Below are 25,849 nucleotides of genomic sequence, written 5' to 3'. Positions count from 1 at the left end.
GCCGCCCTTCGTCGTGCCGTCCTACTGCTGGGGCGGCGGCGGAGCCTGCGGAGGCTGCCCGCCCTGCGGGGGCTGCGGGTAGCCGTACAGATCGGGCTGGGGCGGCTGTCCCTGCTGCGGCGGGTACGGCTGGCCGGGGGCGGCCTGCGGGTACGGCTGGCCCGGCTGCTGCGGCGGGTAGGGCTGCCCCTGTTGCGGCGGGTAGGGCTGTCCCGGCTGCTGCGGGTACGGCTGGCCGGGGTACTGCTGGCCCGGGACAGGCTGGCCCGGCATCGGCTGGCCCGGCATCGGCGGGGCGGCCACCGGCGGCGGGTTGCCGTTGCTGGTCCACAGCCCGTGCGACTGCTGGTGGCGTACGAAGTCCTCGGCGACCATGGCGGCGAGGTTGAAGTACGCCTCCCGCACCTTGGGTCGCATCATGTCGAGGTCGACCTCGGCACCGGCGGCCAGGTGCTCGTCGAACGGCACCACGACGACACCGCGGCAGCGCGTCTCGAAGTGCCCCACGATGTCCTCGACCTTGATCATCTTGCCGGTCTCGCGGACCCCGGAGATCACGGTGATGGAGCGGGAGACCAGGTCGGCGTAGCCGTGCGCGGACAGCCAGTCCAGCGTCGTACTGGCGCTGCTCGCACCGTCCACGGACGGCGTCGAGATGATGATGAGCTGGTCGGCGAGGTCGAGCACCCCGCGCATCGCGCTGTACAGCAGACCCGTGCCCGAGTCGGTGAGGATCACCGGGTACTGCTTGCCGAGCACGTCGATGGCGCGCCGGTAGTCCTCGTCGTTGAACGTGGTCGACACGGCCGGGTCCACGTCGTTGGCGATGATCTCCAGGCCGGAGGAGGCCTGGGACGTGAACCGGCGGATGTCCATGTACGAGTTGAGGTACGGGATCGCCTGGACCAGGTCGCGGATGGTCGCACCGGTCTCCCGGCGCACCCGTCGGCCGAGCGTGCCGGCGTCCGGGTTCGCGTCGATGGCGAGGATCTTGTCCTGCCGCTCGATGGCGAGGGTGGAGCCGAGGGCGGTGGTGGTCGTCGTCTTGCCGACACCGCCCTTGAGGCTGATCACCGCGATCCGGTAGCAGGACAGCACCGGCGTGCGGATCAGCTCCAGCTTGCGCTGCCGCTCGGCCTCCTCCTTCTTGCCGCCCAGCTTGAAGCGGGACGAGGCGGCCGCGGGCCGGCCGCTCTTCGCCTTCTGCTTCTTGTTGTTGAGCAGCCGGTCCGAGGACAGCTCCACGGCCGCGGTGTAACCCAGCGGCGCCGCACCCGGGTTGGTCATCTGCCGCTGGTCGTGCTGGATGGGCTGCGGCCAGGCGGCACCGGCACGGGGGTCGGCGGCCGGCTGCGGGGCACCCGCGGCGGACTCGGGGTTCTGCGGGGGCTGAGGCTGCTGCCCCGGCTGCGGGAAGCCGTAACCGCCGGGCTGGGCCGGGGGGATGGGCGCCTCGGGCTGCGGGAAGCCGTAGCCGGACTGGGGGTTGGGGCCGTTGGGCGGGGGCGGCTGCTGTCCCGGCTGGGGGAAGCCGTAGCCGCCGGGCTGGGCCGGGGGGTTGGGGGTGCCGGGCTGCGGGAAGCCGTAGCCGGACTGGGGGTTGGGGCCGTTGGGCGGGGGCGGCTGCTGTCCCGGCTGCGGGAAGCCGTAGCCGCCGGGCTGGGCCGGAGGGTTGGGCGCGCCGGACTGCGGGTGGGGACCGCCCGGCGGCGCCGGCTGCGGTGCCGGAGGCTGCGGGAAGCCGTAACCGCCCGGCGGGGTCGGCTGCGGTGCCGGTGCGGGGGGCGTCGGCTGGCCGGCGGCGGGGGCGGGGACACCGGGAGTTGGCGGGGCGTAGGGCTGGCCGGGCTGCGGTGCGGGCTGCGCGGGCGCCGGAGCCGGCGGAGTGGGGGTGCCGGGCTGGTTCCAGGCGGCGGGTGCGGGCTGGGGTGCCTGCGGGTGGAACGGCTGCTGCTGGGGCGGCACGGGCGGGTGCGCCGGAGCGGCGGTCGGCTGCGCCTGGGCGGCGTACGGCTGCGGCGCCGACGGGTCGGTCGGCTGCGGCTGCGCGGGCCACTGCGCGGCCGGGGCCGGGGCGGCGGGCTGGTAGGAGGGGGGCAGCGGCGGCACGTTGCCCTGCGGCGCCGGCGGGGGAGCCCAGGCGGGCTGGGGGCCCGGTGTGGCTTCGGGGGCTGCGGCGGGGGAGCCGGCGTCGCCCGGTGCGGCGTCGGGGCCCGCGGGGGCGGATGCGGGGACCTGGGCGGCCTCGGCGCTCACGACGGCGGGTCCGTCGGCCTGCGCGTCCGCGCTCACGGCGGGAGCCTCGCCTGCCTGGGCGTCGCTGTTCTCCGGTGCGGGCGCCTGCGTCTGCGCGCTCGGTGCGGAGGCGTCCGGGGACGCGCCCTCGGGCTGGGTGGCGTCCGCGCCTGCCGTGTCGCCTTCACCGGGCTCGGTGTCGGGCGCGGGCTCGGCGTCGGTGTCCGGGAGGCCGGCTTCCGAGGCGTCCGCGCGGGCGTCCGTCTCCGAGTCGTCCTGGGACGCGGCGTCCCCGTCGTCCTGTGCCTCGCCGTCGTGCGTGGTGGCCGCACCGGAGGACGTGTCCACGGCGGCTGCGGCCACGTCAGCATCCGCCTCCGGACCGCCGTCGCCGTCTCCGCTCGCCGCCGACTCGGCAGCACCGTCCGGCTGTTCGGCAGAGGGTTCACTGCCGTGCGCCTGGCTGCCGGTCCCGACGTCGGTCCCGGCCTGGTCGGCAGTGGCAGCGGCTGCCGCGGCCGACCGCTCCGCGATCTCCCGCTTCACCGCCGAGGCGGAGATCCGCATGGTCGCGCCGCTGACGAGGTCACCGCTGTCCTCCTCGCTCGGCACCAAGGGCGCGACGGCAGGGGTGACCGGGGCCGCGGGCGGGGCGACAGGGTCTGCCGGAGCCACGGGCGGAGCGACCGGGGTGGGCGGCGCCGTCCAGGCCGGCTGGTAGCCGCTCCCGGGCGGCACGTCGGGAACCGCGAAGGGCTGGCCGACCGGCGGCGGCGGAGGCGTGGCGGGAGTGGCGGGCGGGGGCGGCACCGGGGCCGCGGCGGGCGTACCGGACGCACCACCCGACGCGTTCTGCGTGTACCAGGCGGGCGGCGCGTAGTCGATCGTGAACTCGCCCGTCATCTCGATGCCGGACTCCGCGTCGGTCTGGTCGTCGTCGGGTGTGTCCCAACCCCCGCGGATCCCGTCCCGATCGCTGTTCACAGTTCCTCCTGGTGTGGTCGAACACCCTCATGCCGTGCCTGGGGGCGACCGTTCCTGTCGTACGATTCGCCGGGCTTCCCCCTTGGGCCAGTTGGCCCCTTTTGTCGCGGAGCGCGCACTGCCCGCTCGCGGAAACCCGCGACGTGCCCGGTCCCAGCCTAATCACCTGAACCGTGGGCCCGGCAGGCCCGGCGGCCCCTTCGCGCCCGTCCGACGCGTCACACCGGGCCTTCGACCTCCGCGGCACACGCGTACGTACACCAAAACGTGACGAAGACGCGGTGCGCTCAGCCCCCGATAGTGCGTGAATTCACGCGATAGCGCGCCAGTCCCCGTGAAAACGGGCCAAGTTGGACGCTCGTCAGTCCATCCGGCGTGCCATGCCCAGCAGTCCGGTCTCGGGGTCCGTCGCCCGCGTCACCACGTACTGCCGGTCCCGCTCCGTGCACCACAGCGTCACACCGTCCGGCAGTGAGGGCAGCGACTCGACGTCCGGGCGCGGCAGCGCGAGCACTCGCCCGATCTCCGCCGCCTCGTCCGGCGACACCCGCTGCACGCCCACCAGACGCGCCTGGCGCATCAACCGCGGCGCCACCGGGCTCAGATACGGCAGCAGCGTCAGCACGGACTGCCACGGCGCCGACACCACACGCCCGCGCGGCGGCCGCATGCCGCAGTCCCGCACCACCAGCACGGGTGTACCGGCCGAGGCGCCCTGCGGGGGCACGCGGCCGACGTCGTACACCGCGAGGCCGTTCTGCCCGCCGCCCATGGCGTGCACCATCGGCATCCAGGCCTGGGCCCGCCCCGTCTCCACCGCCACGCGCGCGCCCGTCGCCGCGGCGCGCAGCGCCATGACCTGCGCGGTCCACAGGCCACCGATGAGCACGATGTCGTACGGCGTCGGACGGTTCACCCCGAGCACGGCGGGCTGGCCCTCGGCGTTGTCGCCGACCACCACACCGTCGTCGCCGATGGGCAGGGACAGTGCGTCGACCTGCTCCAGGGGCAGCGTGTGCCGCGGATGGCGGGGGCCCAGCAGGCCGAAGCCGGTGCGCAGCCGCTCGCCGAGGCCCGGCGCCGACCCGTTCGTGCCCGCCGGGGCGGGCGAAGTCGTCGTGGCCATCAGCGGGAACCTCCGAGCGGCAGGGTGGCGAGAACGCCGGGGAGTTGTTCACGGTCGAGACGCGCGAGCCCGGTCCGCGTCTGCCGCGCCGCATGCTCCAGATCGCGCCGCGCGTCGGTCAGCTCCTGGTTGCTGCGGCCGGTGATCCGCAGATGACCCGTGATGGCCACGTCCTGCTGCGCACCCTTGGCCAGCGTCAGGCTGAAGGTCGTCGCCAGCGCGGGAACCGCGGTCAGCTGGGCCACCAGCTGCGCCAGCGAGCCGCCCGATCCGCCCAGTTGGGGCCAGCGGCGCACCCAGTAGGTGGTGTGCCGGCGGTTGTCGCAGCGCCAGCTGCGGCTGGACTCCTCGGTACGGCGCTGCGGCGCCTCGCCCCGCCCGGCCTGGGCCGCCTGGGCCGTCACCATCGGGTTGGCGCACGCGGAGGTGGCGATGGCGGCCGTCAGCTCCTCCTCGGTGAGCACGCTCGCCTGGAACCCGGCGCCGGTCAGCCGGCTCGCCAGGTGCTCGGCCGCGCGCGTCAGGCACTTCTGCGCGCCCGGCAGCCCGCCGCCGCGAGCGGCCACCGCCTCCGGGCACAGCTCGGGATCGAGCTTCAGCGCGATCCACGTGATGCGCACGGCGGGGGAGCCGGTCTGGGCCTGCAGCGGCGCGTAGTTGCTGACCACGACCGACTGCTGGGGCAGGTGCAGCGCGGGAGCGGGCTGCGTGTGCACCACGATCTGCGCCGACTCCAGCCGGATCCCGTCGACTTCGAGGACGTCCCGTACGAGGGCCAGCGGCAGCGGTCTGCGGCTGCGCTCCGCGCGCAGTGCGTCGGCGCCCGACTCCACCTGGAGCACCGCGGTCAGGAACCCGCCGTCGCCCACCATGCCGATGGGCCGCTGGTCGCGGTCGTCGCCGCGGCTGTAGCTGTACGTGCGCAGGGTCGGGTCGCACTCCACGGCGGGCGCGAGACCGGAGTCGGTGCCCGGCGGCAGCGGCGTGCTCGCGGCCCGCCGCCTGCGGGCCCGCAGCGCCAGCAGCGTGCCGAGCCATTCCGGCAGGGAGCGCCCCCGGCGTCGTACGACCGCGAGCACCACGAACAGCGCGGCGACCGCGGCGGCGGCGATCAGCGCGACCGTACCCAGGAGCCAGCCGCTCACCACGAGCGCGCCCGCGATCTCCAGCAGCACCAGCCGCTGCACCGCGAACGAACCGCCGCGCCCCGAACGGGACTCCACATGCGGCGCGAACGCGCCCTGGTACGGCGCGGGTGCCTGCTGGGCGCGCGGCCGGGAGGAAGAAGTGCCGCGACCACGCGACCGGCGCGCGCCGCCCGATCGTGACCCCGATTGCGATCGCGACCGGGTCCGCGTTGCGGAAGCCATCACTCCAAAACCCCCGAACTCTCCCGAAAACCCTGGCGCTCCGGTCCCTTCAAGCCCTGAGCACCCTACCCGTGCCACACGCACGTCCTGGCAACAGGCATAGTAGGGGCCGGGTCTGACAGTCGAGACACCAGAGGCAACCGAGGGCGGGGGACGGATCTTCACAGGTCCCCCACGGCTCCGCAACGGGGAGAGAGCGGACACAGATGGCATCACGGCGGGACGAACTCAACGCCTACACCTTCGCGAAGCGCCGTACGCTCGCATCATTCCTGCAGCCCTCCCCCTCCGGCTCGGAGGAGGGCGCCCCCAAGCCGCTGGGCGCACTGGTGCCCGGCCTCGTCGTCGGCGCGGTGGTCCTCGCGGTGTTCGGCGCGATCGGCATGTTCAGCCCGACCGCGCCCAAGGGCTGGGACGACCCGGAAGCGCACGTCATCGTCGCCAGCGAGTCGACCACGCGGTACGTCGTCCTGAAGACGGGCAAGCAGAAGCAGCTGCACCCGGTCCTCAACATGGCCTCCGCCAAGCTCCTGCTGGACCCCGACAAGGACAGCGTCATCACCGTCGACGAGAAGATCCTCGACAGCGGCAAGCCCCCGCACGGCGCCACCATCGGCATCCCCTACGCCCCCGACCGCCTGCCCTCCCCGGACGAGGCCTCCGCCGCCAAGCGCTGGGCGGTCTGCGAACGCCCCGGCGACGGCGGCCGCGCCATCCAGAAGGCGGCGTTCGTCCTCGCGAAGAAGGAATGGCCCAAGACCGAGGGGCCCGACAAGCTCACCGGCGGCGACCTGATGTACGTCGTCGCCCCGGACGGCAAGACCCAGTACGTCGTCGACGCGCGGGGCACGGCGTACCCGATCGCCCACCCGGGCGACAAGGAAGTGCTCAAGGCCCTCGACACCCAGGGCCGCGCCCCGCAGCGCGTCTCCCAGGACTGGCTCGACACCGTCAACAAGGGCGACGCGATCTCGATCCCGCCCATCGACGGCACGCCCGGATCGAAGGCCGGTGCCGGCAGCCTGCTGGGGCAGTACGACAAGGTCGGCGAGGTCCTCACGGCGCCCGACGGCCAGACCATGCAGTACTACGTCGTCCTGCGGGGCAAGGTGGCCCGCATCTCCGAGTTCACGGCCACTCTCCTGCTCAACAGCGGTGCCCTCGTCGACGTGGGCCAGGCGGGTGAGGCGCAGAAGGTCAGCCCCGCCGCGGTCGCCGACAGCACGACGTTCGACGGCAACCGCAACTGGCCGACGTACAAGCCGAAGACGGTGAACGACGGCTCCAGCACCACCAGCGGCCGCAACACGGTCTGCAACGTCCTGCTCTCGGTCGCCGGCAAGGGCAAGACCACCCTGTCGACCTGGGTGGGCAAGGACTTCCCCGCCCAGCTGCCCACCGGCTCCTCCAGCGGGTACGTCACCGCCGGCTCCGGCCAGCTCTACCGCCAGTTCCAGGGCACGGAGACCTCGGTCGGCGGCGTCTTCCTGGTCACCGACACGGGCCTGCGCTACGCCCTGCAGTCCAACAGCGACAGCGCCACCGACGACCAGGGCATCGGCAGCTCCGCCAAGCAGCGCAAGGAGGAGCTGAGCGAGGCCAGGATCGCCCAGACCCGCCTCGGCTACGAGAAGGTCAAGCCCACTCCCATCCCCGTGCAGTGGTCGACGTTCCTGCCGACGGGCCCGCGCCTGTCGGAGGCGGCGGCGCGGCAGCCGCAGGGTTCGTAGCGGCGCGGGCAGAGGAGAAGCGAACTCATGCTGAAGGCAAGGACGTCGGGGACCGCGGCCCGGGCAGCAGGCGTGGCCGCCGCGGCGGTCCTCACCGCGACGACCATGGTGGTCGCCCTCCCCGCTTCCCCGGCCCGGGCGGACGACGGCCAGTGCACGTTCCCGTCGAAGCCCTACACGGGCCGGCCCTGGGCGCTGCAGCGCGTCAACCTGGACGAGCTGTGGGCGCAGTCGACGGGCAAGGGGGTGCAGGTGGCCGTGATCGACACCGGTGTGGACGTCAAGAACCCGCAGCTCACCAAGGCCGTGGACGTGTCGAAGGGCGAGAACCTGCTGCCGTCCAAGAACGCCAAGGGCGAGAAGATAGAGCGCGGCAACAAGTCGGGCACCACGGACACGGTCGGCCACGGCACGCGCGTGGCGGGCATCATCGCGGCCCGCCCGGCGAAGGGAACAGGCTTCGTGGGCCTGGCCCCGGACGCGACGATCATCCCGATCAAGCAGAACGACGCCGAGGGCAACGGCACGGCGGACACGTTGGCCAGGGCGATCAAGGACGCGGTCCGGGCGGGCGCCGACGTCATCAACATCTCCCAGGACACGGCCAAGGCGATCGACCCGCAGGACTCGGCCCTGAAGGACGCCGTCGACTTCGCCCTGGGCCAGAAGGTCGTGGTCGTGGCCTCGGCCGGCAACGACGGCCTGGGCGGCAACGTCAAGCAGACGTACCCGGCGTCGTACCAGGGCGTCCTGGCGGTCGCGGCGTCCGACCGCAACAACGAACGGGCCCCCTTTTCACAATCGCAGGACACGGTGGGCGTCGCCGCACCCGGTGTCGACATGATCTCCACAGTTCCCGGCGGCGGCCACTGCTCGGACAACGGCACGAGCTTCTCGGCCCCCTATGTCGCGGGCGTGGCCGCCCTGTTGAAGGCCAAGTACCCCAACTGGACGGCCCAGGAGGTCGTCGCCCAGATCGAACAGACCGCGGAACGCTCGATCCCCGGGCACGACCGGCTGGTGGGCTGGGGCGTGGTCGACCCGGTGAAGGCGCTGACCGACGTGGACCCGGGCCACCCCGTCGAGTCCCCGAAACCCGAGAACGGCGTCGCCAAGGGCGAGGCCCCGTCGGTCACGCCCCTGCACTTCGGCGAGACCGCGGACGAACGCAACTCCCGCATGGGGACGTACGTCGTGGTCGGGGGCCTGGTCGTGGTGGCGGGGCTGAGCGGTACGGCGGTGGCGGTGCGGGATGCGCGGCGCCGGCGCGGACGGAGCCTGGGCGCCGGTTGATGGACACTCTGACCAAGCTGAACACACTGAGCCTGATCCTCTGCGCCGGCCTGGTCGCCATGGCGTGCGTGAAGGCGGACCGGGTGCGCGCCTGGCGCTCGAGCATCAATCCCTCGGCACCGGAACTGCCCGACGCCGCCTTCGTCGTCGGCCGCGTCACACTCGTGACCGTGGCCGCCATCGGCGTCTACGCGTCCCTCCAGGGATTCGGTGTCGCCGACGACTTGTCGTGGGACGACAGGGAGCTGAGCAGCGCGGTACAGCACGCCAGGGACGACCTGGACGGCTACATGTTCAGGGTCGACGACTCCGGTACGCCGGACTACTTCAACAGCTACGAGTCGCTGTTGGAGGACAAGGTGGTCGAGAACGGCGGCGGCGACGCCCCGCAGGACGGCGTGACCGCCACCGCGGCCGACGGCAACACGGCCGACGACGCGTACTTCACGGTGACGGCCGAGGGCGCGGACGGCGCGTTCTGCACGCACATCGAGCGCACCCGCTCCAAGAAGGACGACTACTCCCCGCCGGGACTCAACGGTCGGGAGAGCTTTCTGAAGTATCGGGGGTACAGGATGGCTGTGACGGCGGAGCAGGGGGAGTGCTGACCAAGGGGAGTGTCGGCAGGCCGAATGACCTCATAGATTGCCGAAGACCACTCCCCGCCAGGTCCAGCCGGACTTGAGGACGGTGTTCCGCAGCGGCTCGCGCAGCTGCGCGCTGTCGAAGCGGAAGGTCTCCGTCGCTTCGAGGCCACCGCTCTCCCCGCGTCCGATGGTCCACCGGCGGCTGACAGTCCGGCTCGGCCCGCGCGTGTACTCCGACGTCCTCCGGAGCGTCGTCGGAGTCCCGACCCGGCTGACCTCCCACTGCTCCTCGAGAGCGCGCACCTCGTGCTCCTTGTGGTCCAGCCGCATCCGGATCCGCACGGCGTGACTGACCTGGGACCGGACGAAGAGGTGCTGCCAGGCGGGCTCCGTCAACCGCCACTCCGCCAGCAGATCGCACTGCTCACCGCCGCCGTAACGGATGACGTACGGAACATCGGGCTGATTGAGGCCGAGCAGCGCCGCACGCAGTTCCTCGCCCGGGACCGGCGAAACTCCCTCTGCGGGGTGCTGGGTGCCGGTGAGCTTGTCGAAGAGTCCCATGGGGCCAACCTACGAAGGAGTCGGCCCCGGCGAAACCGGGGAGCCTCCGACATCGCCCAAGTGGCCGTCGGCCTGACTCAGTTCGCGGCCGGCGAAGCCTTGTCGTCGGCCTTGATGTCGAAGTTGATCTGGTCTCCCTTGACGGAGGAGACGGTGACCGTCACTCCCAGAGTGCTGCCGTCGCTCGCCGTGAGCGTGCAACGAGTGGTGGTGCCGACCTTCCCGGCGAGGTCCTCGGGGCAGGTGATCTTCGGCTTCGGCTGACCCGTCTGGGCGGCGAGCTTCTCCGAGACCGTGGTGGCCAGCTTGTCGGCGGACAACTTCGGCTCGGACTTCTCCACCTTGACCGAGGCAGAGCAGCCGACAAGCAGCACACCGGTGGCCACGGCCGAAAGGCTCCAAGCTGCTGCGGATACACGGCCTATGGTCATGTTGGGCTCCATTTCAGGTGATCAGGACAAGGGGACGCCCGAAGCATACCGACAGCATTCCTCCGGACTTCGTACTGAAGCGGCCGCCCGGCGCGAGCCGGAGGATATTGCCACTGCGACCCTGCAAAAGATCCTCACCAATAAGGAGAAGGATCGGCAATTGTGAGGGGTGAGTGAACGTCAACCCCACACCGACGTCGGCGTGTGCTCGAGAACGTCACAAAGGAAATTGAGCTTCGGCAGCACGTCCGCGGGGCGAAGACGCCCCTCGAACCAGGTGACCAACTCGCCCTTGTCGAACCGAAGAGGAACGCCGTCGGCCCGGGGGTCGGTACGGAGGAAATTCTCCAGCTTCCCGTCGGCGAACTTCCCGCCGAGATCGCCCGGTTCGTGGACCACGGTGCGGGGGACGGTGCCGGGTGTGGTGACCGAGAAGACCGAGTAGTACGTCGTCTTCGTGTCCAAGCGCCGCGGCCCCGCCGACCGGACGGTCTCCTCGTCGCGGTACTCGAAGCAGTGGATGCTGCAGCCCCGGTGACGCCCCTCGATGTCGTCCCAGGCGCTCACCCCCGACGACAGGTTCGGGAAGGGGGCGACGCCTTCGTAGCGGTCGACACCGCCCGCGTCCTGCGCCTTGTAGGTCCATCCGTGCTCGCTCGCGAGGGCGGTGAGGCGGGACAACTCCTCGTCGCTACGGGAATCTTTCCGCGCACTTGACCAGCTGGCCCAGACGATACCGCCGAAGGCACCGGCGAAGAGCACGACGATTCCGGTGCCGGCCAGGAGGACGTAACGCCGAGGAATTTCACGGTCGTTGACGATGACCACACGGCGTCGCTCGGCCGGGCGGGACGGGGCCTCATTGTTCATGGCACAGGAGGCTACCGGCGTTCTGGGTGGCGCTGAGCAGTAGGAGTCGTGTGGGGGTAGTGAGCTGGCGGGGAGGGGGCCGGTGTTGGTGCTAGCGTGAGCGAGCTAATTCGCCAAGGCATATATGTGCAGGCGGGGTTGAGGAAAGGGGGACTGGGGTCTCGTGTCGACTGATCTGGGAGTGGAGCCGGGGGTCCTGAAGAAGGGCGCCTCGGACATTCTGGAATGTCTGACGCCGGTCCAGAAGGTGGACCTGAAGGGCCTGGCCGAGCAGGGTTCCGCGATCGGAGACGACTCTGCGGCCGAGGCGCTGGTCACGTTCTGCGGCACCTGGGAGCTGGGGGCCGAGTTCCTCGCCGACTGCGCGGCATCCCTGGCAGAGGGCCTGAACTCGGCCAACAACAACTTCACGGAGACGGACCAGGCCATCCGCGATGCGGTGAATTCGGTCAAGTCGGACTTGAGTTAGAAGACTGAATCAGAGACGGGGAATCCGAATCCATGGCAACCGAGCTGGGGTCGACGACCGACCCCAAGGAGCTCATCCCGGGAGACACCGGAAAGCTGACCGAGCTCGCCTCCTCCCTCACCGGCTGGTCCAAGAAGTTCGACAAGATCGGCGACGGCCTGCGTGACCTGAAGATCTCGGGCTGGAAGGGCGAGGCCAGTGACGCCTTCTGGCCCACCCTGTCCAAGGAGAAGTCCAACTGGTACCTCGCGGCCGACGCGATGTCGGGCGCGGCCGACGCGGTCACCTCGTACTCCTCCACGCTCGGATGGGCACAGAAGCAGGCCTCGACGGCGATCGAGCAGTGGAAGTCCGGCGACCACGACGCGGCGCAGACGACGCTGAACGCCGCGCGCAAGCAACTCAAGCCCGAGCTCGAGAAGATGACGAAGAAGCTCGGCGACCTCGCGGGGGGTGCGGCGCACAGCCCTGGCTGGCTGGTGAATGCCAGGCAACGGGTCGACGACTGGAAGTGGATCCAGGACCACAGCGTCGGCAAGACGAGTCAGAACCGGTGGAAGCTGGAGACCGAGCGCTGGCTCCCGAAGGGCGACGGCCACTATCGCGCCGACAAGGTCTGGGGCAAGGACGAGGACGGCAACTGGTTCATCCGCGACAAGCCCGAGCCGACCGGGGATGAGGAGGACGGGACCACCCCCGGCAAGAAGACCAACCTGACCGTCAAGCTCGCCGAGTGGCAGGGCGGTGCCAACGTCTGGTCGGACGGCACGAAGGGAGAGACGTCCTTCGCGGGTGACGGCAAGCTGCAAGGGTCGTTGGGCGTTTCGGCGCTCGGTGTCGACGGATCCGCCGGTGCGAGCATCACCAACGGACGGCTCCAGGCCGGCGTCTCGGGAAGCGCGTACCTCGCACAGGCCTCCGCGAACGGCAGTGTCGAGTACGGCTATGCGGCGGCCCAGGCCGAAGGGAAGGCCTATGCGGGTGCCGAGGCCTCCGCGAACCTGGGCGTCGGCAAGGACGGCCTGCACGCCGGCGCCGAGGCTTTCGCCGGCGCCAAGGCCACCGGCTCGGTCTCCGGTGACGTCGCCGGCGTCGGCGCCGGTGTCGGTGGCGAGGCGTGGGCGGGTGCGGGTGCGTCCGCCAGCGCCGACCTGGGGATGAAGGACGGCAAGTTCACCATCGGCGGCGAGGTCGGAGTCGGCCTCGGCATCGGCGGCAAGGTCTCCTTCGACGTCACCGTCGATCCGCACAAGGTGGTCGACTCGCTCGGTGACGCGGCCGACGCGATCGGCGACTGGTTCTAGGCTGAGCTGACGCTCATCAAGGAAGGGAGCATCATGGCGGCCACACTGCCGGTCAAGATCTCGTTCTCGTTGCCGGACGGCTGGCAGGCGGCGCCGCCGGACGAGGTGGGAGCACCCGGCGCCGCCTTCGTCGCGCTCCACCCCGCCTCCGTCGACGGTGGGTTCACGGCGAACATCACCATCGCCGGGCAGATGCGCAACGACAGCGCCACCATGTGGCAGATCGCCGACGAGTCGGTGCCCCGGCTCGAACAGGCGGGAACCGTGGAGGTCGTCAAGAAGTCCGAGGTGGGCACCCCGGATATCCCGGGTCTGACGGACGCCCCCGGCGTGGTCCAGAACCTCCGCCTCCACACCACCCTGAAGGGCGAGCCGCTGGAGCTGCTCCAGAGCCAGGTGTACCTCGGCATGGAGGACGTCAGGAACACGGCGAAGCGCGCGGTGATCGAACTCGTCCTCACCGCGAAGCCGAGCCAGATGGCCGAGGTGCTGGACGACTTCAAGGCCTTCCTGCGGACCGTGCGCCCGGCCGAGGAAGACTCCGACTGAACGACAGAGTGCCCGTCTTCCCGCGACCCAGCCGGCCTCGGGAAAACGGGCACTCTGATGTTGCTCAGGCGGCGCTCCAAGCCCGTTCCGGAACCCGGTCCAGGACATCGCACAGGTAGTTCAGCTTCTCGTCGACGGCCTGTGGAGTCAGGGGGCCCCGGTACCACGTGAACAGTTCGTTGTCGCGCAGCTGGAGCGAGGACCTGGTCTTCGGGTCTGTCGTCAGATAGGGCACCACGGTGTGGCTCAGAGCGTTGCGGACAAAATCCTCATCCCGGGTGATGACCCGGAAGTTCTTATCGAATTCCGGCACACCGAGCTGCATCTTGGCCCTCCGGTCGAACAGTGTGTCCAGCACGCTCGGACGGAGTATCTGCACGAACGGCCCGGAGCCAGGCGCCGTGACGATGAAAACGGACTCGATGTTGGGCTGCTTGCGTTCCCCGGTGTCCGCGCCCGACTGAAGGTTCATGGAGCGGTACTCGAAGTACTTGAAGGTACGACCGCGGAACTCTCCCGTGGTGTAGTGCCAGGCGCGCAGATTGCTCCCGCGGCCAGGAAAGGGACGCACGCCGCAGTACTGATCGATCTCCCCTTGCACGCGTGTCTGATATGTCCACCCACGTTCCGGTGCGATCCGGGCAAGCTGCTCATAGCCCTCTCTGATCCGCGCATCCTTCTTGCGTCCGCGCGCCGACACCGTGAACACGAGGACGAACATTCCCGCGATGAAGGCGAACAGCGACCACTTGATCAGTTCCCCAGCCCAATGCTCCATGTCCCCAGATTATGGCGGGCGGGGGTGACGCGGTGAACGGCGCCTTCCGTTTGGCCGCAGACGTCCGGAGACGCCAGTTCCTTGGCGACTGAACAAAGTCACGTTCGTCCGGGCCGTCACGGCGCACGATGAGGTGCGGTGAAGCACGAGGACACCCTTGACGATGTCGTATCACGAACGCCGGGACTGCTCGTGGTCCGCACTCACGCGGCAAGACTGGGTCTGAGCGCGGCCAGGACGTCGACCGCCCCCGTAGCGCAGCGGCAGACGGCGGAGACGCCGATCCGGAAGGCGTAGGCCAGTTGGGGGTAGGTGTCGCCGCAGCGCAGGTGAGCTTCATCGTCGACGGCTACCCGGATCCAGCCGACCTGTCCTCCAGGCCCTGATCGGCTCGTGCCTGGCCAAGGACCTTGCACACCGGCCCGCCCCGGCCGCGGTCGCTCAGGCGTTCGCTGCGCCGCGCGGCACCGACCGCGTATGACGTCACGGGCCCGTTGCCGCGGACATCCAGCGGCGGGAGCGCCACCTGCACGAGCTGACCACCCTGCCCGGAACCAGTGCGCCGGGCGACCTCTCCGTCGCCGCTTGTTGACGGCCCTCGCGGTCGGCGGCCCGGTCGCCCTTGCCGACGCGGGCGGCACCGCCTGGTGGCTCTGGGTGACGTAGGTCGAACCCGGGGCCGATGGCAGGTGAGGAGCGCGCTCGGGCGGGCCGTTCGACTGAGGTCAGCGCAGCTTGCTGAGGGCGTCGGTGCGGGCAGCGGCCGCGTTGTCGCGGGAGTCGTACGGCAATGAGTCTTTCAACCCCTGGTCGAGCCCCAGACCCTGGGCCCACAGGCGGGTCATGTCCATGCTCTGCGCCTCCAGCCGCGTGAGCGCGTTCTTCGGGCCGGCGTCCTTCAGCTCGCGCTTCCACGAGTTCAGCAGATGACCGGTGGGGTCCGCATGGTAGGCGGGCGGTGCCACGGCGTTCGCCGAGAGGCGCGCGACAACGTCCGCGCCCCACTTCTGCGCCTGACCCCGCCCCTGTGCCTGCGTGACCTTCTCCGCCACGCCGTCCAAGGAGCCCAGGATCCGGGCGCCGAGCTTGGCGCGGAGGCTCAGCGTGTCCTTCCCGGCGCTGCGGGGGGTCGCCGCGAGGTCGGCCGAGATGTGCCGGGTGGCGGCCTCCCGCACTGTGGCGTAGGCGGCAGGGCTGTGCGATATCGCCCGTACGACATGGAGCAGGGAGTCCACCGAGACGGACATGTGCACGCCGGCCTCGTCCTGCCACGGGGATGTGGACGAGGTGTCCGCCCGGATGTAGTCGACGTTCACCGAGGTCAGGATCTGGTCCGTGTCGTCCGCGTAGTCGGCCAGCGCCTCGGAGAAGGGAACGGCCAGGGCGGGCTCCACCTCCGCCGAGCCGGTTCCCGCCGTGTCGTCCATAGACAGCAGCAGGTTCTGCATGGACCGCGCCTGCTGAAGGGAGTGTCTGCCCGCCGTGGCCCCCATGGTGGCCCGCTTGACAGCGGCTCCCAGCTCAGAGCAGCTGAGATGGCTTCGATACTCCGACCCCAGCGCCGATCGTATGCGCTTGTCCCCCACCAGCTCCTGACACGTCCCAGAGGCGCCGCCCGAGCCGAGCCAGAGCCACGTCCCGATACCTCCGGCCATGACCAGACACACGGCAGCGATCGTGGTCTTCAGGGGGAACCGGATGGAGCGCGGCGCCGAGGCTGGGGACATGACTGCTGACGGGTGAGATGGGCGGGGGCTTTGGTCTCCTCCCGCTGGGTATGGCGACTGATCTGTGGTGCAGACAGGGCGGCCGCGGGCGAAGTGATCGCCGGGGCCATATGCTCGAACCGTGATGTTCTTGGTGGGAGTTGCTCGGCTGCGATCGACTACGCCTTCAACTCTCCAAGCGTCTTCGGTAGGACGCTCGCCTTTCAGTAGCCGATCGCGGGTGGCCCACACCGAAACCTGAGCTGCACCAGGCGCCTGCGTTGTGTTATCCCGGCGAGTGCTGTGCACGAACATGTTGATGTGGACCGCGCCCACCCCGTCGAGTCCCCGAAGGCCGACGAAGGCGTGCGCAAGGCTGAGGCCCCTTCCGTCACCCCGCCCCGCTTCGGCGAAACTGCCGACGACCGAAACACCCGCCTCGGCACGTTCGTGGTGGTTACGGTAGCGGCCTGATCGCGGTAGCCGGCCTGGGCGGCTAGGGATGAGGGATCAACCGACTTGCGGCTGGCCGTTCGGCAGGTCGGCAGCTTCCTCGCAGAGCCAAATTTTCCCGGCCATGAGTCGAATGGTGTCGGACGCCAGCGACGCCATTTCCTTGATGTCGGAGCGCTCGGTTGTCTTTTCGTACGTGACATCGACTGACAGCAACTGCGTTTCGTCGCCGGTATGGTAGGTGCAGTTGACGAATAGTGAGGCGGTCGCCCCCCGGTGGAATCCTCTGGTGCTACCGAGAACAATGCTGGTGCTGCCGGATTTGCTCGCGTCGCGGGCGACGTCCTCCATCGTATATTCGGACTTCCGTAGTATTTCTGTTTCGATTTTCACAGACTTTCCGCCGCCGGAAAGGTTGCAAATCCCGGGCCGCTTCAATTCGCGAGTATTCGACGGGTTGAAGCCGAATGAATAGCCTTCCGAGAAAGGCTTCCCCGTCTCCGGCAGCAGTGCCCTCACCGGGACGCCGGACAGGGAATCCTCGCAGACTCGCGATGGCACGGAAACGGCAGTAACTTCGGAGGGCCAGACCTGCCACACCACCACTCCGGCAGCGGCAAGTACGCCGATCGAGGCCCATGCGACCCACGTCTTGGATCGCCGCTCTTCCCTCATTTTCTTCACGTGACTCTAGTTCCCTGCCCTCTGGCGGCCCATGCCATAGCTCTCGAGGATCTGTAGCCGGGCTGCTTCGGCCTGGCTGCGTGCATTGGTGTCGTTATAACCGGCTTCCTTGGCCGCCGTGTACGTGGAATCGTAGATTGCGTCCGCAGAGCTCATCCTCTGGCTCTCCAGAAAGGTGTCCCGTTCCTGATGGGCTTCCTCACTCGAATCGTGAGTGTAATGTTCGACGACCGACTCCTGGATGTCCTCCACGACCCAGCCGGCCACCTCACCGCCCACCGGAATCTTTCCTATCCCCATGCCGATGATCCGCCCGGCCCACTTGTCCGCCGTAGCGACCCCTTCGTTGAATTCGGCATCCTTGGCAATTTTCTCGTCGTAGACCGCCTGTGTACGGGATTCCGCCATGATGCCGGCGATCTCACCCCCGGGGTGAACGCGGTTCGCGACCTCGGGAGCCAGCTCCTTGTACTTGTCCGCGTCATGGAAGGCTTCGTTGACGAGGTCCGTGGTGACGGTCTGCTGGGAGTTGATGATGGCCCCGTAGGCGTCGGGATCCTTCCCTACTTCCGCCAGGAAGTTCTTCAGGACACCGGGCGAAAGCCCCTCGGGATTGGTCTTGACGTCAAGGTCTCCGAGGTGCGCGCTCGCCCCGTGACTTCCCGCCATGGCCCCGCCGTCTCCCATGAACGCACCCTGCACGTCGCGCATGTAGTCGGCGGTAATGTTCCCGAGGCTGTCACTCATGGGTGACTCGTCGAGGTATGAGGGGTTCGTTCCGTAGTGCTCGACGATCTTGTGGAATATGGCGGCAGCGTCCTTGGAGTGCGGCGGTGACACGGCATCGCTGCCATAGGGCAAGCCGGTGGTTGCCGCTTCCAGGGCGTGACCCAGGGCGTCCTGCGGGTAGCCGACCGCCCTTTTGGCGGCGTCCTCGCCCGGCGCTTCAAGGCTGTCAGCGGGCCACTTGAAGTCCTTCTTCGTCAGCTCGTCGAAGTACGTGTAGCCGAGCGGCTTGTCTTTATTGACTGTGCCGTCCTCGTTGTATGCGAGCGGGGTATACGAGTCGGAGAAGAACTTCTCTGCCGCTTCAGGACTGTGCCCCAGTCCTTCCAGGACGCTGGTCAAGGGGTCGTACCCCGCACCCACCTTGCCCGAGGGGTTGAAGCCGTAGTCGAGGTCGTCCCTGCTGAGCGGCTTGTTGAGCATAAACCGGTCAGGGTCCTTGTGATGCGTCTGGACGATGTGCTCCGCGATGGGGAGGATGAACCGCGAGTCGTAGTTGCCGTACCGGAGCAGTCCGCCGAGGATCTGGTACCCGTAGGGCTGGTTCATCGCCCCCCGATACAGCTCGATCTCCTGGTTTCCCAGTTTACGGAAGTCCGTTCCCCAGCTTGGCGGCAGATGGACGCGGTTGTCCGGATCGGTGGCGGTGGCCAGGGCGGTACCGAGGTTCCTCTGGAGTTCTCGTGTGAGGGCGAGGCGTGCCTTGTCATTGCCGTCCGTGCCGTCGAGCGACATCTTGCCGTAGAACTCAAGAGTTTCTTTGGGGCCGCCCAGACCCTTGTAGAACTCCGTCGTAAATTCAGGATCCCTCGAGTTGTACTTCGTGATCCTATTGAATTCGGCGAACTCTTTGTCTGTCATTTTTGTGCCCTTGTGGGCGAGTTCGAGGGCGCGCTCGGCCTCGGCATCGTCGAGGGACTCGTACTTGCTGTGGCCGGCGTTGTAGAGGTCGTTGCCGTGGCTCTTGGCCAGTGCCTGAGCGACTGCGGCGTCGATCTCCCCGGCGTGGTCCAGGATCCCGTTGATCCGGTTCTCCAGCTCCTGCTTGGCGTCGAGCTGTTCCTGGGTCCGCTCGTCGGAGTCACCGCGGACATGGATGAAGTAGCAGCGAACCTTGCCGTCGCCGAGGTCCTCCACCCGGACGCCGAGATTGCTCGCGTCCTCATGCGCGGCCCTCTTGATCTGCTTCTGAAGAGAGGCGAGCTCCGTGTGCCCGTCGTCGAGCACCTGGTAGATGCTGTTCGCCTCGGTGTGGAGGTCCGAGATCTCCTTCGCGGTCTTGGTGATGAACTCCCGCGTCACCGTCGCATTGACGCCGGCCCACCGTGCGGAGTCCGACTTCGCCTTCATGCCCTTGCGGGCGTTCTCGGCAGCGGTCTTGAGCCCGTCGACCATCTTCTTCCAGTCCGTCACGGTGCTGCCGAGCTTGTCAAGGTCGACCTCAATGAGGTCCGTGCACTTCAGAGACACCTGTGGACCTCCTACTTGAAGTACTCGTTGAGCGTTGACGCCGGCACGGCTGAACCGTCACGGCTGCGTAGGACGGCCGCGATCTGCGCGTCGTCCTCCGAGTGACGCTTCTTGCTGTAGTCGAGGTGGTTGGAGATGTGTGCACACGCCTGCAGCACGGACTTGACCTGGGACGTCCACATCTCGACGGTCATCTCCAGCGCACTGCCCATCTGGAAGCTGTGTGACTTCAACGCGGCCGCGGCCTGCATCGTCGAGCCGACCTCTCCCTTACCGGACCCCGCCGCCGCGATGTTGGCCTTCGCGCGGAGGTCGTCGAAGAGGAGATGGGCCTCGTGCCCGACAACACCCAGGTCGTCACGCTGCACGACGAGGTCCCCGCCACCGCCTCCGCCGTCGGACGCCGCCAACTGGTTGAGACGCATGTGCGTCGAACGGCGTTCGGCAGCCTCGGACTTCAGCTGCTCCCACTCGTCCCATGCCATCTGACAGGATCCTTCCCCGTGGCCGTGCTCGACTGCTTGCTGCTCCCGCCCAACCTCTGAGACTCCGGCAGAGCCTGGATCACGCTAGCAAGTCGGTTCGCACCACACGGGCGTTGCCGTGGAGTCGCGATCAGTCGGGTGTGGAAGTTTTGCGAAGGTCGCAAACGATGCCGCGTGATCAGTGTCAGTCGCGGTCACGATTGGCCCGTGCCTTGAAGTGCCGGTGGCGAGACGACCACATACCCACCCGTCACAGTCCTGCAAATCGGGCAAAGCGGGGCGCCTGGTCCGGTCTCGTAACTGAGTTAACACATACGCCGGTTGGACCCGTTGAGCAGGTTGACTACAGTGGTAAAAGCGTTGTGAGACGCGGCTCGCTTTGCGATCGTACGGCGAGTGGTCAGGCCGTCTCGTTCGCGAGGCGTACGGGGAAACGGGGAGGAGCGTCGTGCTTCCGGCAGACATGGTTGGGGGCGTGTCGGCGGCGAACCTGGAGGCCAGCGGTGACGCGCTGAAAAAGTTCGTCAGCCGGGTGGACGGGGTGCTGCAGACCCTTGAGAAGTCAGCGGGCAATCCGACGCGGGTCGGGGAGCAGTCGATCCGTCAGGGGTCGCTGAGCAGCGGGGCCGGAGCCTTCCATGAGGCCGACGCCCTGTACGGGACGTTCAACGCCGTCCACGAGAAGCTCACCACCCTTTCCAGGACCCTGCACCTGCAGATCGAGGCCATGGGTATTGCGGTTCTCGGTGCGAAGGGGACCTTCGACAACCTCGAAGAGGAGCAGCGCCGTCGGTTCTACGAGATTCAGTGGGAGATCAAGCAACTCAATCCACAGGGCGACAAGAAGGCCGGCGGTGCGGAGAAGGGAACGCTCTGAGGATGACCGACAACGACAAGCAGCACCAGGCAGACATGGACCGGGCCTCCGCCCAGAACAACGTCACGGACTACGCCCGGGGCCTCGGGGAGCACCCTTACGAGGGCGGCGGCCTTGTCGGTTTCGTTGACAACGCCATTCGTACTGCGGTCAAGCACACCCCGTATTCGCAGGCCATGGTCAGTCGTACGGAATTCGACCATCACGACCTCAACGCGATGATCGACCTGGTCGAGCAGACGGACCCGGAAGACCTGGAGTCTTCCGGCCGAGCCCTCTGGGACGCTCGCGATGCCATCAAGGCGGCGGCCGACGAACTCAAGGGCCAGTTCCACACAGTGCCATGGGTCGGCAAGGCCGGCGATGACTTCCGGACGTGGGGCGATGGGCTTGTTGCGAGCACCTATCAACTGAGTGGCTTCGCCGGCGGAGCGGGCGACCAGATCACTGCCGCCGCCGAGGGACTGGCGTCCGTCCGGAAGGCCATGCCCCCTCGCGACACCCGAGTGAACCCGACACCCGCCAAGGACTTCCCTGCACCCGAGAAGGTCGCGGGCAACAAGGACTACGCCGCTGCGGTCCAGGTGGAGAAGCACCGCCAAGAAGCGATCAACCAGATGAATCGGTTGGCGTCGTATTACGCGGTGTCCAATCAATCACTGCAGGACTTGCACAAGAACGAGCCTGAGTTCAAGGATCTCCCCGAGGTCGGGGTGCCCAGGCCCACCTCGTTCGCCGACCCCGCTCCCGGAGGGTCCGCTTCACACGGTTCCACAGGAACGGGCTCGACGGCAGTCGGGGGGCATCACGCCACGGTGGCGCCGGTGCGTCACGCAAGTGTGCCCGACGCAACCGGCACGCCGGCACCCGTAAAAGACGCTACGGACCAAGTCAGGCACCCAGACGTTCCCGTCGGAACGCATATCGACTCCACCGGCACTCTACCGCCGCCCACGACCACCACACCTGGGCCCAGCCATACTCCGCCGGTCACTGGCACTCCTCCCACAAGTGGCAGCCAACCCGATGTGTTCGGCGGTGGTGGATTCAGGCTCCCCGTCCCCAATGGCCCATCGGGTCGGGGCTTGAGCGGCACCGGTGGTTTCCGTACTCCTCCGTCGGCTCAGGGGCGCGCGGGTACGTCAGGTGTGACCAATCCAGGCTCCGGACGGTCCACGGGGCGAGGGCCCATGGACCAGATGGGCCGCGCTACGTCGACCGGTCAGTCCGCAGTCAAGGGCGCCGGTTCCGGACCGAGGGCGTCCTCCCCTATGGGGCGAGGGGTCACGGGTGGTACGCCGCGACCCGCAGGCACGGCGGCACAGCGTACGACCAGCGGGCCGACAACCGGCGCCGGCCGGTCCAACGGAGTTGTCGGGGGACGTCCCTCCGCAACGAATCCGTCGTCGAAGAACGGGTCGAGGATTCCTCGCGGCACGATCATCGGTGGTGAGGATGAAGCCAACTCCCGGAACACGACAGGCCGGCTCGGCCAGCGCGGTGTCTTCGGAACGCCCGAGTCCGAGTCCACGGCGCGGCCCGGTTCGGGGGCGACTGGCTCCCGTGCCCGCGCGGGAACGTCTGAGGCCGTCACCGGGAAGCCGACCGCACGCACCTCTGCGGCGGGAGCTGAGCGCAACGGCATGACCCATGGTGGTGCCGGTCTCACGCGCGGCGCCGGCCACAACGGAAGGCCTGGCGAAGAGCGGAAGGCGGACGGGACACCGCGGCCCGACTACCTGGTCGAAGACGAAGAGACACACCTGCCGAACGAGCCCCGGCGCAATGTGCCGCCGGTCATCAACTGAACGCGAGCGAGGACATTCAACGCCATGAAGTCAGGGACCAGCCGACGAGCCGAGCAGGCTGAACTCCGCACGGCACGCCGCGGAAGACGAGTGCGCGCGGTGGGTGCGGCCGTCGGCGCCCTGGCCGTTGTGACCGTGGGTTTGGCCCCAGCCGCAGCTGCCTCCGACGAACAGTCGAAGGAGTGGTACCTGGGCCCCATGCAAGCCGAGCAGATGTGGAAGGTGAGCACGGGGAAGGGCGTCAAGGTCGCGGTCATCGACACCGGGGTGAACGCGAATACGCCGTCGCTGAAGGGGCAAGTCCTGACCGACGAGGTTCCCAAGGCGGTTGCCTACCACGCTACGGATGATTACGCCGGCCACGGCACGAGCATGGCTGAGCTGATCGCAGGTACCGGGGCAGGCGGTGGGCTGAAGGGTCTGGCACCGGGCGCGAAGATCGTTCCCTACCGTGTTCAGCTCGAGGGGCTCAAGGATGGGAATGAGAAGGAGAAGACTCCGGAGGCCTGGCAAGCCCTCAGGGCAGCTGCTGACACTGACGCAAAGATCATCAACATGTCATTCGGCGGTATGACCACTGACGAGGATGAGGCTGCGGTCAAATACGCGGCCTCGAAGGGAAAGTTGCTGATCGCAGCAGTTGGAAACAACGGGAAGAATAGTTTCTCTGATTTCCCTGCCTCCTACCCTTATGTCCTGGGTGTTGCGTCGGTCGATAAGTCTCTCACGGTCTCGAAGTTTTCTTCGAGCGCAGGCTATGCCGACCTGGGGGCTCCCGGTGAGGGAATTCCTGCGTATTGTGGCGCCAATTTCCACTCGTACTGCGAAGGCAAAGCTGGTACGAGTCCGGCGACTGCACTCACCTCAGCCGCCGCCGCCCTTATCTGGTCGGCCCATCCGGACTGGAATGTGAACCAGGTTGTGAGGGCCATGATCGACACTGCTGGGCGCACGTTTCCGAAGGATGAACCGAGTAAGTACATCGGCTTTGGCTTGATTCGCCCCCGCGTGGTCCTCGCGAATCCCCATTACAATGCCGGCCCGCCGAACATCGACCCGCTCGCCAAGTACAACGGCGGGGACCTGCTGGCCAAATCCGCAACCACCGCCTCAGCCTCTCCCTCTCCTTCTGCATCAGCCACGTCACAAGCCTCGGAAAAGGGTTCCACCGGAGCAACCTCGGCGTCAGGATCGAATGCGGAGTCGTCGAATGGCGGCAACAGCAACACCCTCTGGATCGCGCTCGGCGCCATTGCCGCAGTCGTCGTGATCGGCGGTGGAGGCCTGGCTGTCATGCGGGCGCGACGCGCCAGGTGACGTGCTCAGTCGTCAACAGTCGTAGCAGCCCTGTGCTGTTCGGGCGGCACAGGCACTGCGTACTCATCCCTGCAGAGCAACAAGCGCAGCGGTGAGCCGAATCCATCAGATCAACAACGGACACACGAAAGGCAGGGCCGATCATGGCCGGCGGAAAGCAGAAGCTCGAAGATGCCGCAGTAGTCCACCTGCAGAAGCAGATGGTGGAGAAGTACGAGGGCATCCAGAAGCGCGTGCACGGGCTTCAGGGCGTCATCGACGGCCTGGAAGGCCAGTGGCAGGGTATCGGCCGTGCCGCGTTCGACAAGAAGCAGTTCGAGATCAACGAGTCGCTGCGGAACATCGGCAACATCCTCGGTGACGTCATCGAGGCGATGACCTCGACGCGCAACATCAAGGACAGCAAGGAAGACGAGGTGCGCGCGGCGGTCAACAAGATCGACCTCCAGGACGGCGCTCCCACCGTTCCGACGTCTTCCCTCAGCTCCTACTGAGTCGAGCGGCACTCAGGACAACTGCCGGGCAGCCGGCGCACCCACCAGCTACACACCAGCGAGACGAGGTAACAGGCATGGCCAACAACGCTGAGGGACTGTCAGTCACTTATGACGGGCTCGACGTCGCGGCAACCAAGATCGGTAACGAGGCGAGCACGCTCGAGCAGGACCTGCAGGAGCTCCGCAAGATGGTCGTGAGCAGCCTGCAGTACTGGGAGGGCGAGGCCCAGGGCACCTTCAACGAGAAGCTGCACCGCTGGGACAAGGAGGCGAACGACATCCACCAGGCCCTCACCGGCATCGGCCACGTCGTCGCCCAGTCCGGCGGTACGTACATGGAAGGTGACAAGAAGGCGGCCAGCTACTTCCGGTAGGCCGAGGCTCGTAGAAGCAACTCCAGGGTGGGCGCGCGCGGGAGGCGCCCACCCTGTGGTGTGCCGAGCCAGAGGCACGAAAGCACTGAGGCACCAAGCCACGAAGGGTGGACATGCGCGCGCCAGACACCGGACCGGGTACCCGAGGTACTCGGCAGATCGGCCCGTACACGGTCGTCACCCGGCTCGACACCGGCAGCCCCGCGCACACACCCGTCCCCGAGCACCGCTTCATCGCCCGCAGCGCCGACGGGGACCGCACCGTGCTGCTCAGCAGCCCACTGGCGACGGTCGACCCGCAGCGCTTCATGGCCGAAGCCGACACCTCCCGCTATCTCCTGGGTTCCTGGGTCCTCCCGGCCGTCGAACTCGCTGCCCCCGGCGAGCAGGCGTGGCATGCGCGTCCCTATCTGCCCGCGCTTCCGCTGCCCATCGCCCTCGCCGTGCACGGCGGCCCGCTGCCCGAGCGGACGGTCCGGGCGCTTGCCATCGCGCTGGCCGAGAACCTCGCCGTGATGCACGGGCAGAACCTGATCCACGCGGGGGTCAGCCCGTCCGCCGTGCTGATCGCCGCGGACGGACCCCGGCTCACCTGCTTCGGAGCGGTACGGGCCGCCGCACCGGACGGTGTCGCACGGCAGGAGGTGCCCGGGCTCGACCCCGGCACCCTGCCGCCCGAGCAGGCCGCAGGCGGGCAGCCGCGCCCGCTGGGTGACGTGTACGCGCTCGGTGCGACGCTCGCCTACGCCGCCACGGGCTACACCATGCCGGAGCGGGAGGAACTGCCGTCGGCGCTGCGCTCATTGGTCGCGCGGTGCCTGTCCCGCGACCCGGCCCAGCGGCCGCAACTCTCCGAGATCATCGACGAGCTGGCGGGGAGCGACCGACCGGACATCCCCGCGGGTTTCGGCCCGCCCACGCGCGCGGACGCCTTGCTGGGCCCCGGTTGGCTGCCTGCCCGACTCGTCGCCGCCATCGTCCACCAGTCGGCGTCCGTGCTGGCCGCCGAGGTGGAGCTACCGGTGCAGGCGCAGGCACATCCGGCCTGGCCGGTGGGCAGCGCGCCGTCCCAGGCCCCCGTTCCTCACCACAGTCACTGACG

General features: G+C 68.5%; 24 protein-coding genes. 13 read left to right on the top strand and 11 right to left on the bottom strand.

The window, feature by feature from the left end:
• Nucleotides 1-21 precede the first annotated feature (21 nt).
• The 3 genes from BEK98_RS36550 to eccE form a co-directional block, all read right to left on the bottom strand.
• Nucleotides 22-3,219: an SCO5717 family growth-regulating ATPase gene (locus BEK98_RS36550; protein ID WP_094221060.1), complete on the bottom strand. Its 3,198-nt coding sequence runs from the start codon at nt 3,217-3,219 to the stop codon at nt 22-24.
• A gap of 361 nt (nt 3,220-3,580) precedes the next feature.
• Nucleotides 3,581-4,345 (bottom strand): hypothetical protein, encoded by a 765-nt coding sequence (locus BEK98_RS36545; protein ID WP_094221059.1) that lies wholly within the window; start codon nt 4,343-4,345, stop codon nt 3,581-3,583.
• On the bottom strand, nt 4,345-5,715 hold the full coding sequence (eccE, locus tag BEK98_RS36540) for a type VII secretion protein EccE (protein WP_167444342.1): 1,371 nt from the start codon (nt 5,713-5,715) through the stop codon (nt 4,345-4,347). The genes BEK98_RS36545 and eccE overlap by 1 nt, the downstream gene beginning before the upstream one ends.
• A gap of 206 nt (nt 5,716-5,921) precedes the next feature.
• Here eccE and eccB point away from each other — a divergent pair, with 206 nt between their 5' ends.
• Genes eccB through BEK98_RS36525 form a run of 3 tightly spaced genes read left to right on the top strand, consistent with a single transcriptional unit; the run spans nt 5,922 to nt 9,346 of the window.
• Nucleotides 5,922-7,445, top strand: a complete 1,524-nt coding sequence (eccB, locus tag BEK98_RS36535; RefSeq protein WP_094221058.1) for a type VII secretion protein EccB — start codon at nt 5,922-5,924, stop codon at nt 7,443-7,445.
• A gap of 27 nt (nt 7,446-7,472) precedes the next feature.
• Entirely contained in the window at nt 7,473-8,738 is a 1,266-nt protein-coding gene (gene mycP, locus BEK98_RS36530) for a type VII secretion-associated serine protease mycosin (RefSeq protein ID WP_094221057.1), read from the top strand.
• Nucleotides 8,738-9,346, top strand: coding sequence for a hypothetical protein (locus BEK98_RS36525; RefSeq protein WP_094221056.1), 609 nt, complete (start codon nt 8,738-8,740; stop codon nt 9,344-9,346). The genes mycP and BEK98_RS36525 overlap by 1 nt, the downstream gene beginning before the upstream one ends.
• Before the next feature lie 30 nt (nt 9,347-9,376).
• On the opposite strand, the gene BEK98_RS36520 is transcribed toward BEK98_RS36525, so the two are convergent.
• Both BEK98_RS36520 and BEK98_RS36515 read right to left on the bottom strand, forming a co-directional pair.
• The gene (locus BEK98_RS36520; RefSeq protein ID WP_094221055.1) at nt 9,377-9,889 is read right to left on the bottom strand and encodes a hypothetical protein; all 513 of its coding nucleotides are present in this window, start codon (nt 9,887-9,889) and stop codon (nt 9,377-9,379) included.
• A 77-nt stretch (nt 9,890-9,966) separates the two neighbouring features.
• A complete protein-coding gene (locus tag BEK98_RS36515) occupies nt 9,967-10,320 on the bottom strand; it encodes a DUF4333 domain-containing protein (protein ID WP_094221054.1) in 354 nt (117 codons plus the stop codon).
• Between BEK98_RS36515 and BEK98_RS49210 the strand changes: the two genes are divergently transcribed.
• Nucleotides 10,268-10,486: a hypothetical protein gene (locus BEK98_RS49210; protein ID WP_167444341.1), complete on the top strand. Its 219-nt coding sequence runs from the start codon at nt 10,268-10,270 to the stop codon at nt 10,484-10,486. The genes BEK98_RS36515 and BEK98_RS49210 overlap by 53 nt on opposite strands.
• Before the next feature lie 14 nt (nt 10,487-10,500).
• Here BEK98_RS49210 and BEK98_RS36510 read toward each other — a convergent pair whose 3' ends face one another.
• Nucleotides 10,501-11,190: a hypothetical protein gene (locus BEK98_RS36510; protein WP_143684205.1), complete on the bottom strand. Its 690-nt coding sequence runs from the start codon at nt 11,188-11,190 to the stop codon at nt 10,501-10,503.
• A 163-nt stretch (nt 11,191-11,353) separates the two neighbouring features.
• On the opposite strand from BEK98_RS36510, the gene BEK98_RS36505 reads away from it, so the two are divergent.
• The 3 genes from BEK98_RS36505 to BEK98_RS36495 are packed head-to-tail and all read left to right on the top strand — an operon-like array spanning nt 11,354 to nt 13,512.
• Entirely contained in the window at nt 11,354-11,659 is a 306-nt protein-coding gene (locus BEK98_RS36505; protein ID WP_143669956.1) for a hypothetical protein, read from the top strand.
• Between the two features lie 32 nt (nt 11,660-11,691).
• Nucleotides 11,692-12,963 (top strand): putative T7SS-secreted protein, encoded by a 1,272-nt coding sequence (locus BEK98_RS36500; protein ID WP_094221051.1) that lies wholly within the window; start codon nt 11,692-11,694, stop codon nt 12,961-12,963.
• 33 nt (nt 12,964-12,996) lie between these two features.
• The gene (locus BEK98_RS36495; protein ID WP_208643333.1) at nt 12,997-13,512 is read left to right on the top strand and encodes a hypothetical protein; all 516 of its coding nucleotides are present in this window, start codon (nt 12,997-12,999) and stop codon (nt 13,510-13,512) included.
• Nucleotides 13,513-13,576: 64 nt separating this feature from the next.
• Here the strand turns inward: BEK98_RS36495 and BEK98_RS36490 are convergent, their stop codons facing one another.
• From BEK98_RS36490 to BEK98_RS36470, 5 genes are all read right to left on the bottom strand, one after another.
• Complete coding sequence (locus BEK98_RS36490; RefSeq protein WP_094221050.1) at nt 13,577-14,290, bottom strand: hypothetical protein; 714 nt, start codon at nt 14,288-14,290, stop codon at nt 13,577-13,579.
• 725 nt (nt 14,291-15,015) lie between these two features.
• Complete coding sequence (locus tag BEK98_RS36485; RefSeq protein WP_143684204.1) at nt 15,016-15,738, bottom strand: hypothetical protein; 723 nt, start codon at nt 15,736-15,738, stop codon at nt 15,016-15,018.
• A gap of 768 nt (nt 15,739-16,506) precedes the next feature.
• Entirely contained in the window at nt 16,507-17,133 is a 627-nt protein-coding gene (locus BEK98_RS48720; protein WP_143684203.1) for a hypothetical protein, read from the bottom strand.
• 6 nt (nt 17,134-17,139) lie between these two features.
• A complete protein-coding gene (locus tag BEK98_RS36475; RefSeq protein WP_094221047.1) occupies nt 17,140-19,389 on the bottom strand; it encodes a DUF6571 family protein in 2,250 nt (749 codons plus the stop codon).
• A gap of 11 nt (nt 19,390-19,400) precedes the next feature.
• The gene (locus BEK98_RS36470; RefSeq protein WP_094221046.1) at nt 19,401-19,874 is read right to left on the bottom strand and encodes a hypothetical protein; all 474 of its coding nucleotides are present in this window, start codon (nt 19,872-19,874) and stop codon (nt 19,401-19,403) included.
• 475 nt (nt 19,875-20,349) lie between these two features.
• Between BEK98_RS36470 and BEK98_RS36465 the strand changes: the two genes are divergently transcribed.
• The 6 genes from BEK98_RS36465 (at nt 20,350) to BEK98_RS36440 (ending at nt 25,847) form a co-directional block, all read left to right on the top strand.
• The gene (locus BEK98_RS36465) at nt 20,350-20,751 is read left to right on the top strand and encodes a hypothetical protein (protein ID WP_341869028.1); all 402 of its coding nucleotides are present in this window, start codon (nt 20,350-20,352) and stop codon (nt 20,749-20,751) included.
• 2 nt (nt 20,752-20,753) lie between these two features.
• Nucleotides 20,754-22,559 (top strand): hypothetical protein, encoded by a 1,806-nt coding sequence (locus BEK98_RS36460; RefSeq protein WP_094221044.1) that lies wholly within the window; start codon nt 20,754-20,756, stop codon nt 22,557-22,559.
• 90 nt (nt 22,560-22,649) lie between these two features.
• Nucleotides 22,650-23,876, top strand: a complete 1,227-nt coding sequence (locus BEK98_RS36455; protein ID WP_425276644.1) for a S8 family serine peptidase — start codon at nt 22,650-22,652, stop codon at nt 23,874-23,876.
• Nucleotides 23,877-24,019: 143 nt separating this feature from the next.
• Nucleotides 24,020-24,370, top strand: coding sequence for a WXG100 family type VII secretion target (locus BEK98_RS36450; RefSeq protein WP_094221042.1), 351 nt, complete (start codon nt 24,020-24,022; stop codon nt 24,368-24,370).
• 77 nt (nt 24,371-24,447) lie between these two features.
• Nucleotides 24,448-24,747, top strand: a complete 300-nt coding sequence (locus tag BEK98_RS36445) for a WXG100 family type VII secretion target (RefSeq protein WP_094221041.1) — start codon at nt 24,448-24,450, stop codon at nt 24,745-24,747.
• Between the two features lie 113 nt (nt 24,748-24,860).
• Complete coding sequence (locus tag BEK98_RS36440) at nt 24,861-25,847, top strand: serine/threonine-protein kinase (RefSeq protein ID WP_244202124.1); 987 nt, start codon at nt 24,861-24,863, stop codon at nt 25,845-25,847.
• The last annotated feature ends 2 nt before the right edge of the window (nt 25,848-25,849 follow it).

This window comes from Streptomyces diastatochromogenes (assembly GCF_002242805.1).
In the GTDB taxonomy this organism is placed as follows: Bacteria; Actinomycetota; Actinomycetes; order Streptomycetales; family Streptomycetaceae; genus Streptomyces; species Streptomyces diastatochromogenes.
The sequence above is the reverse complement of the archived record's forward strand: the minus strand, read 5'-3'. Positions and strand labels throughout refer to the sequence as shown.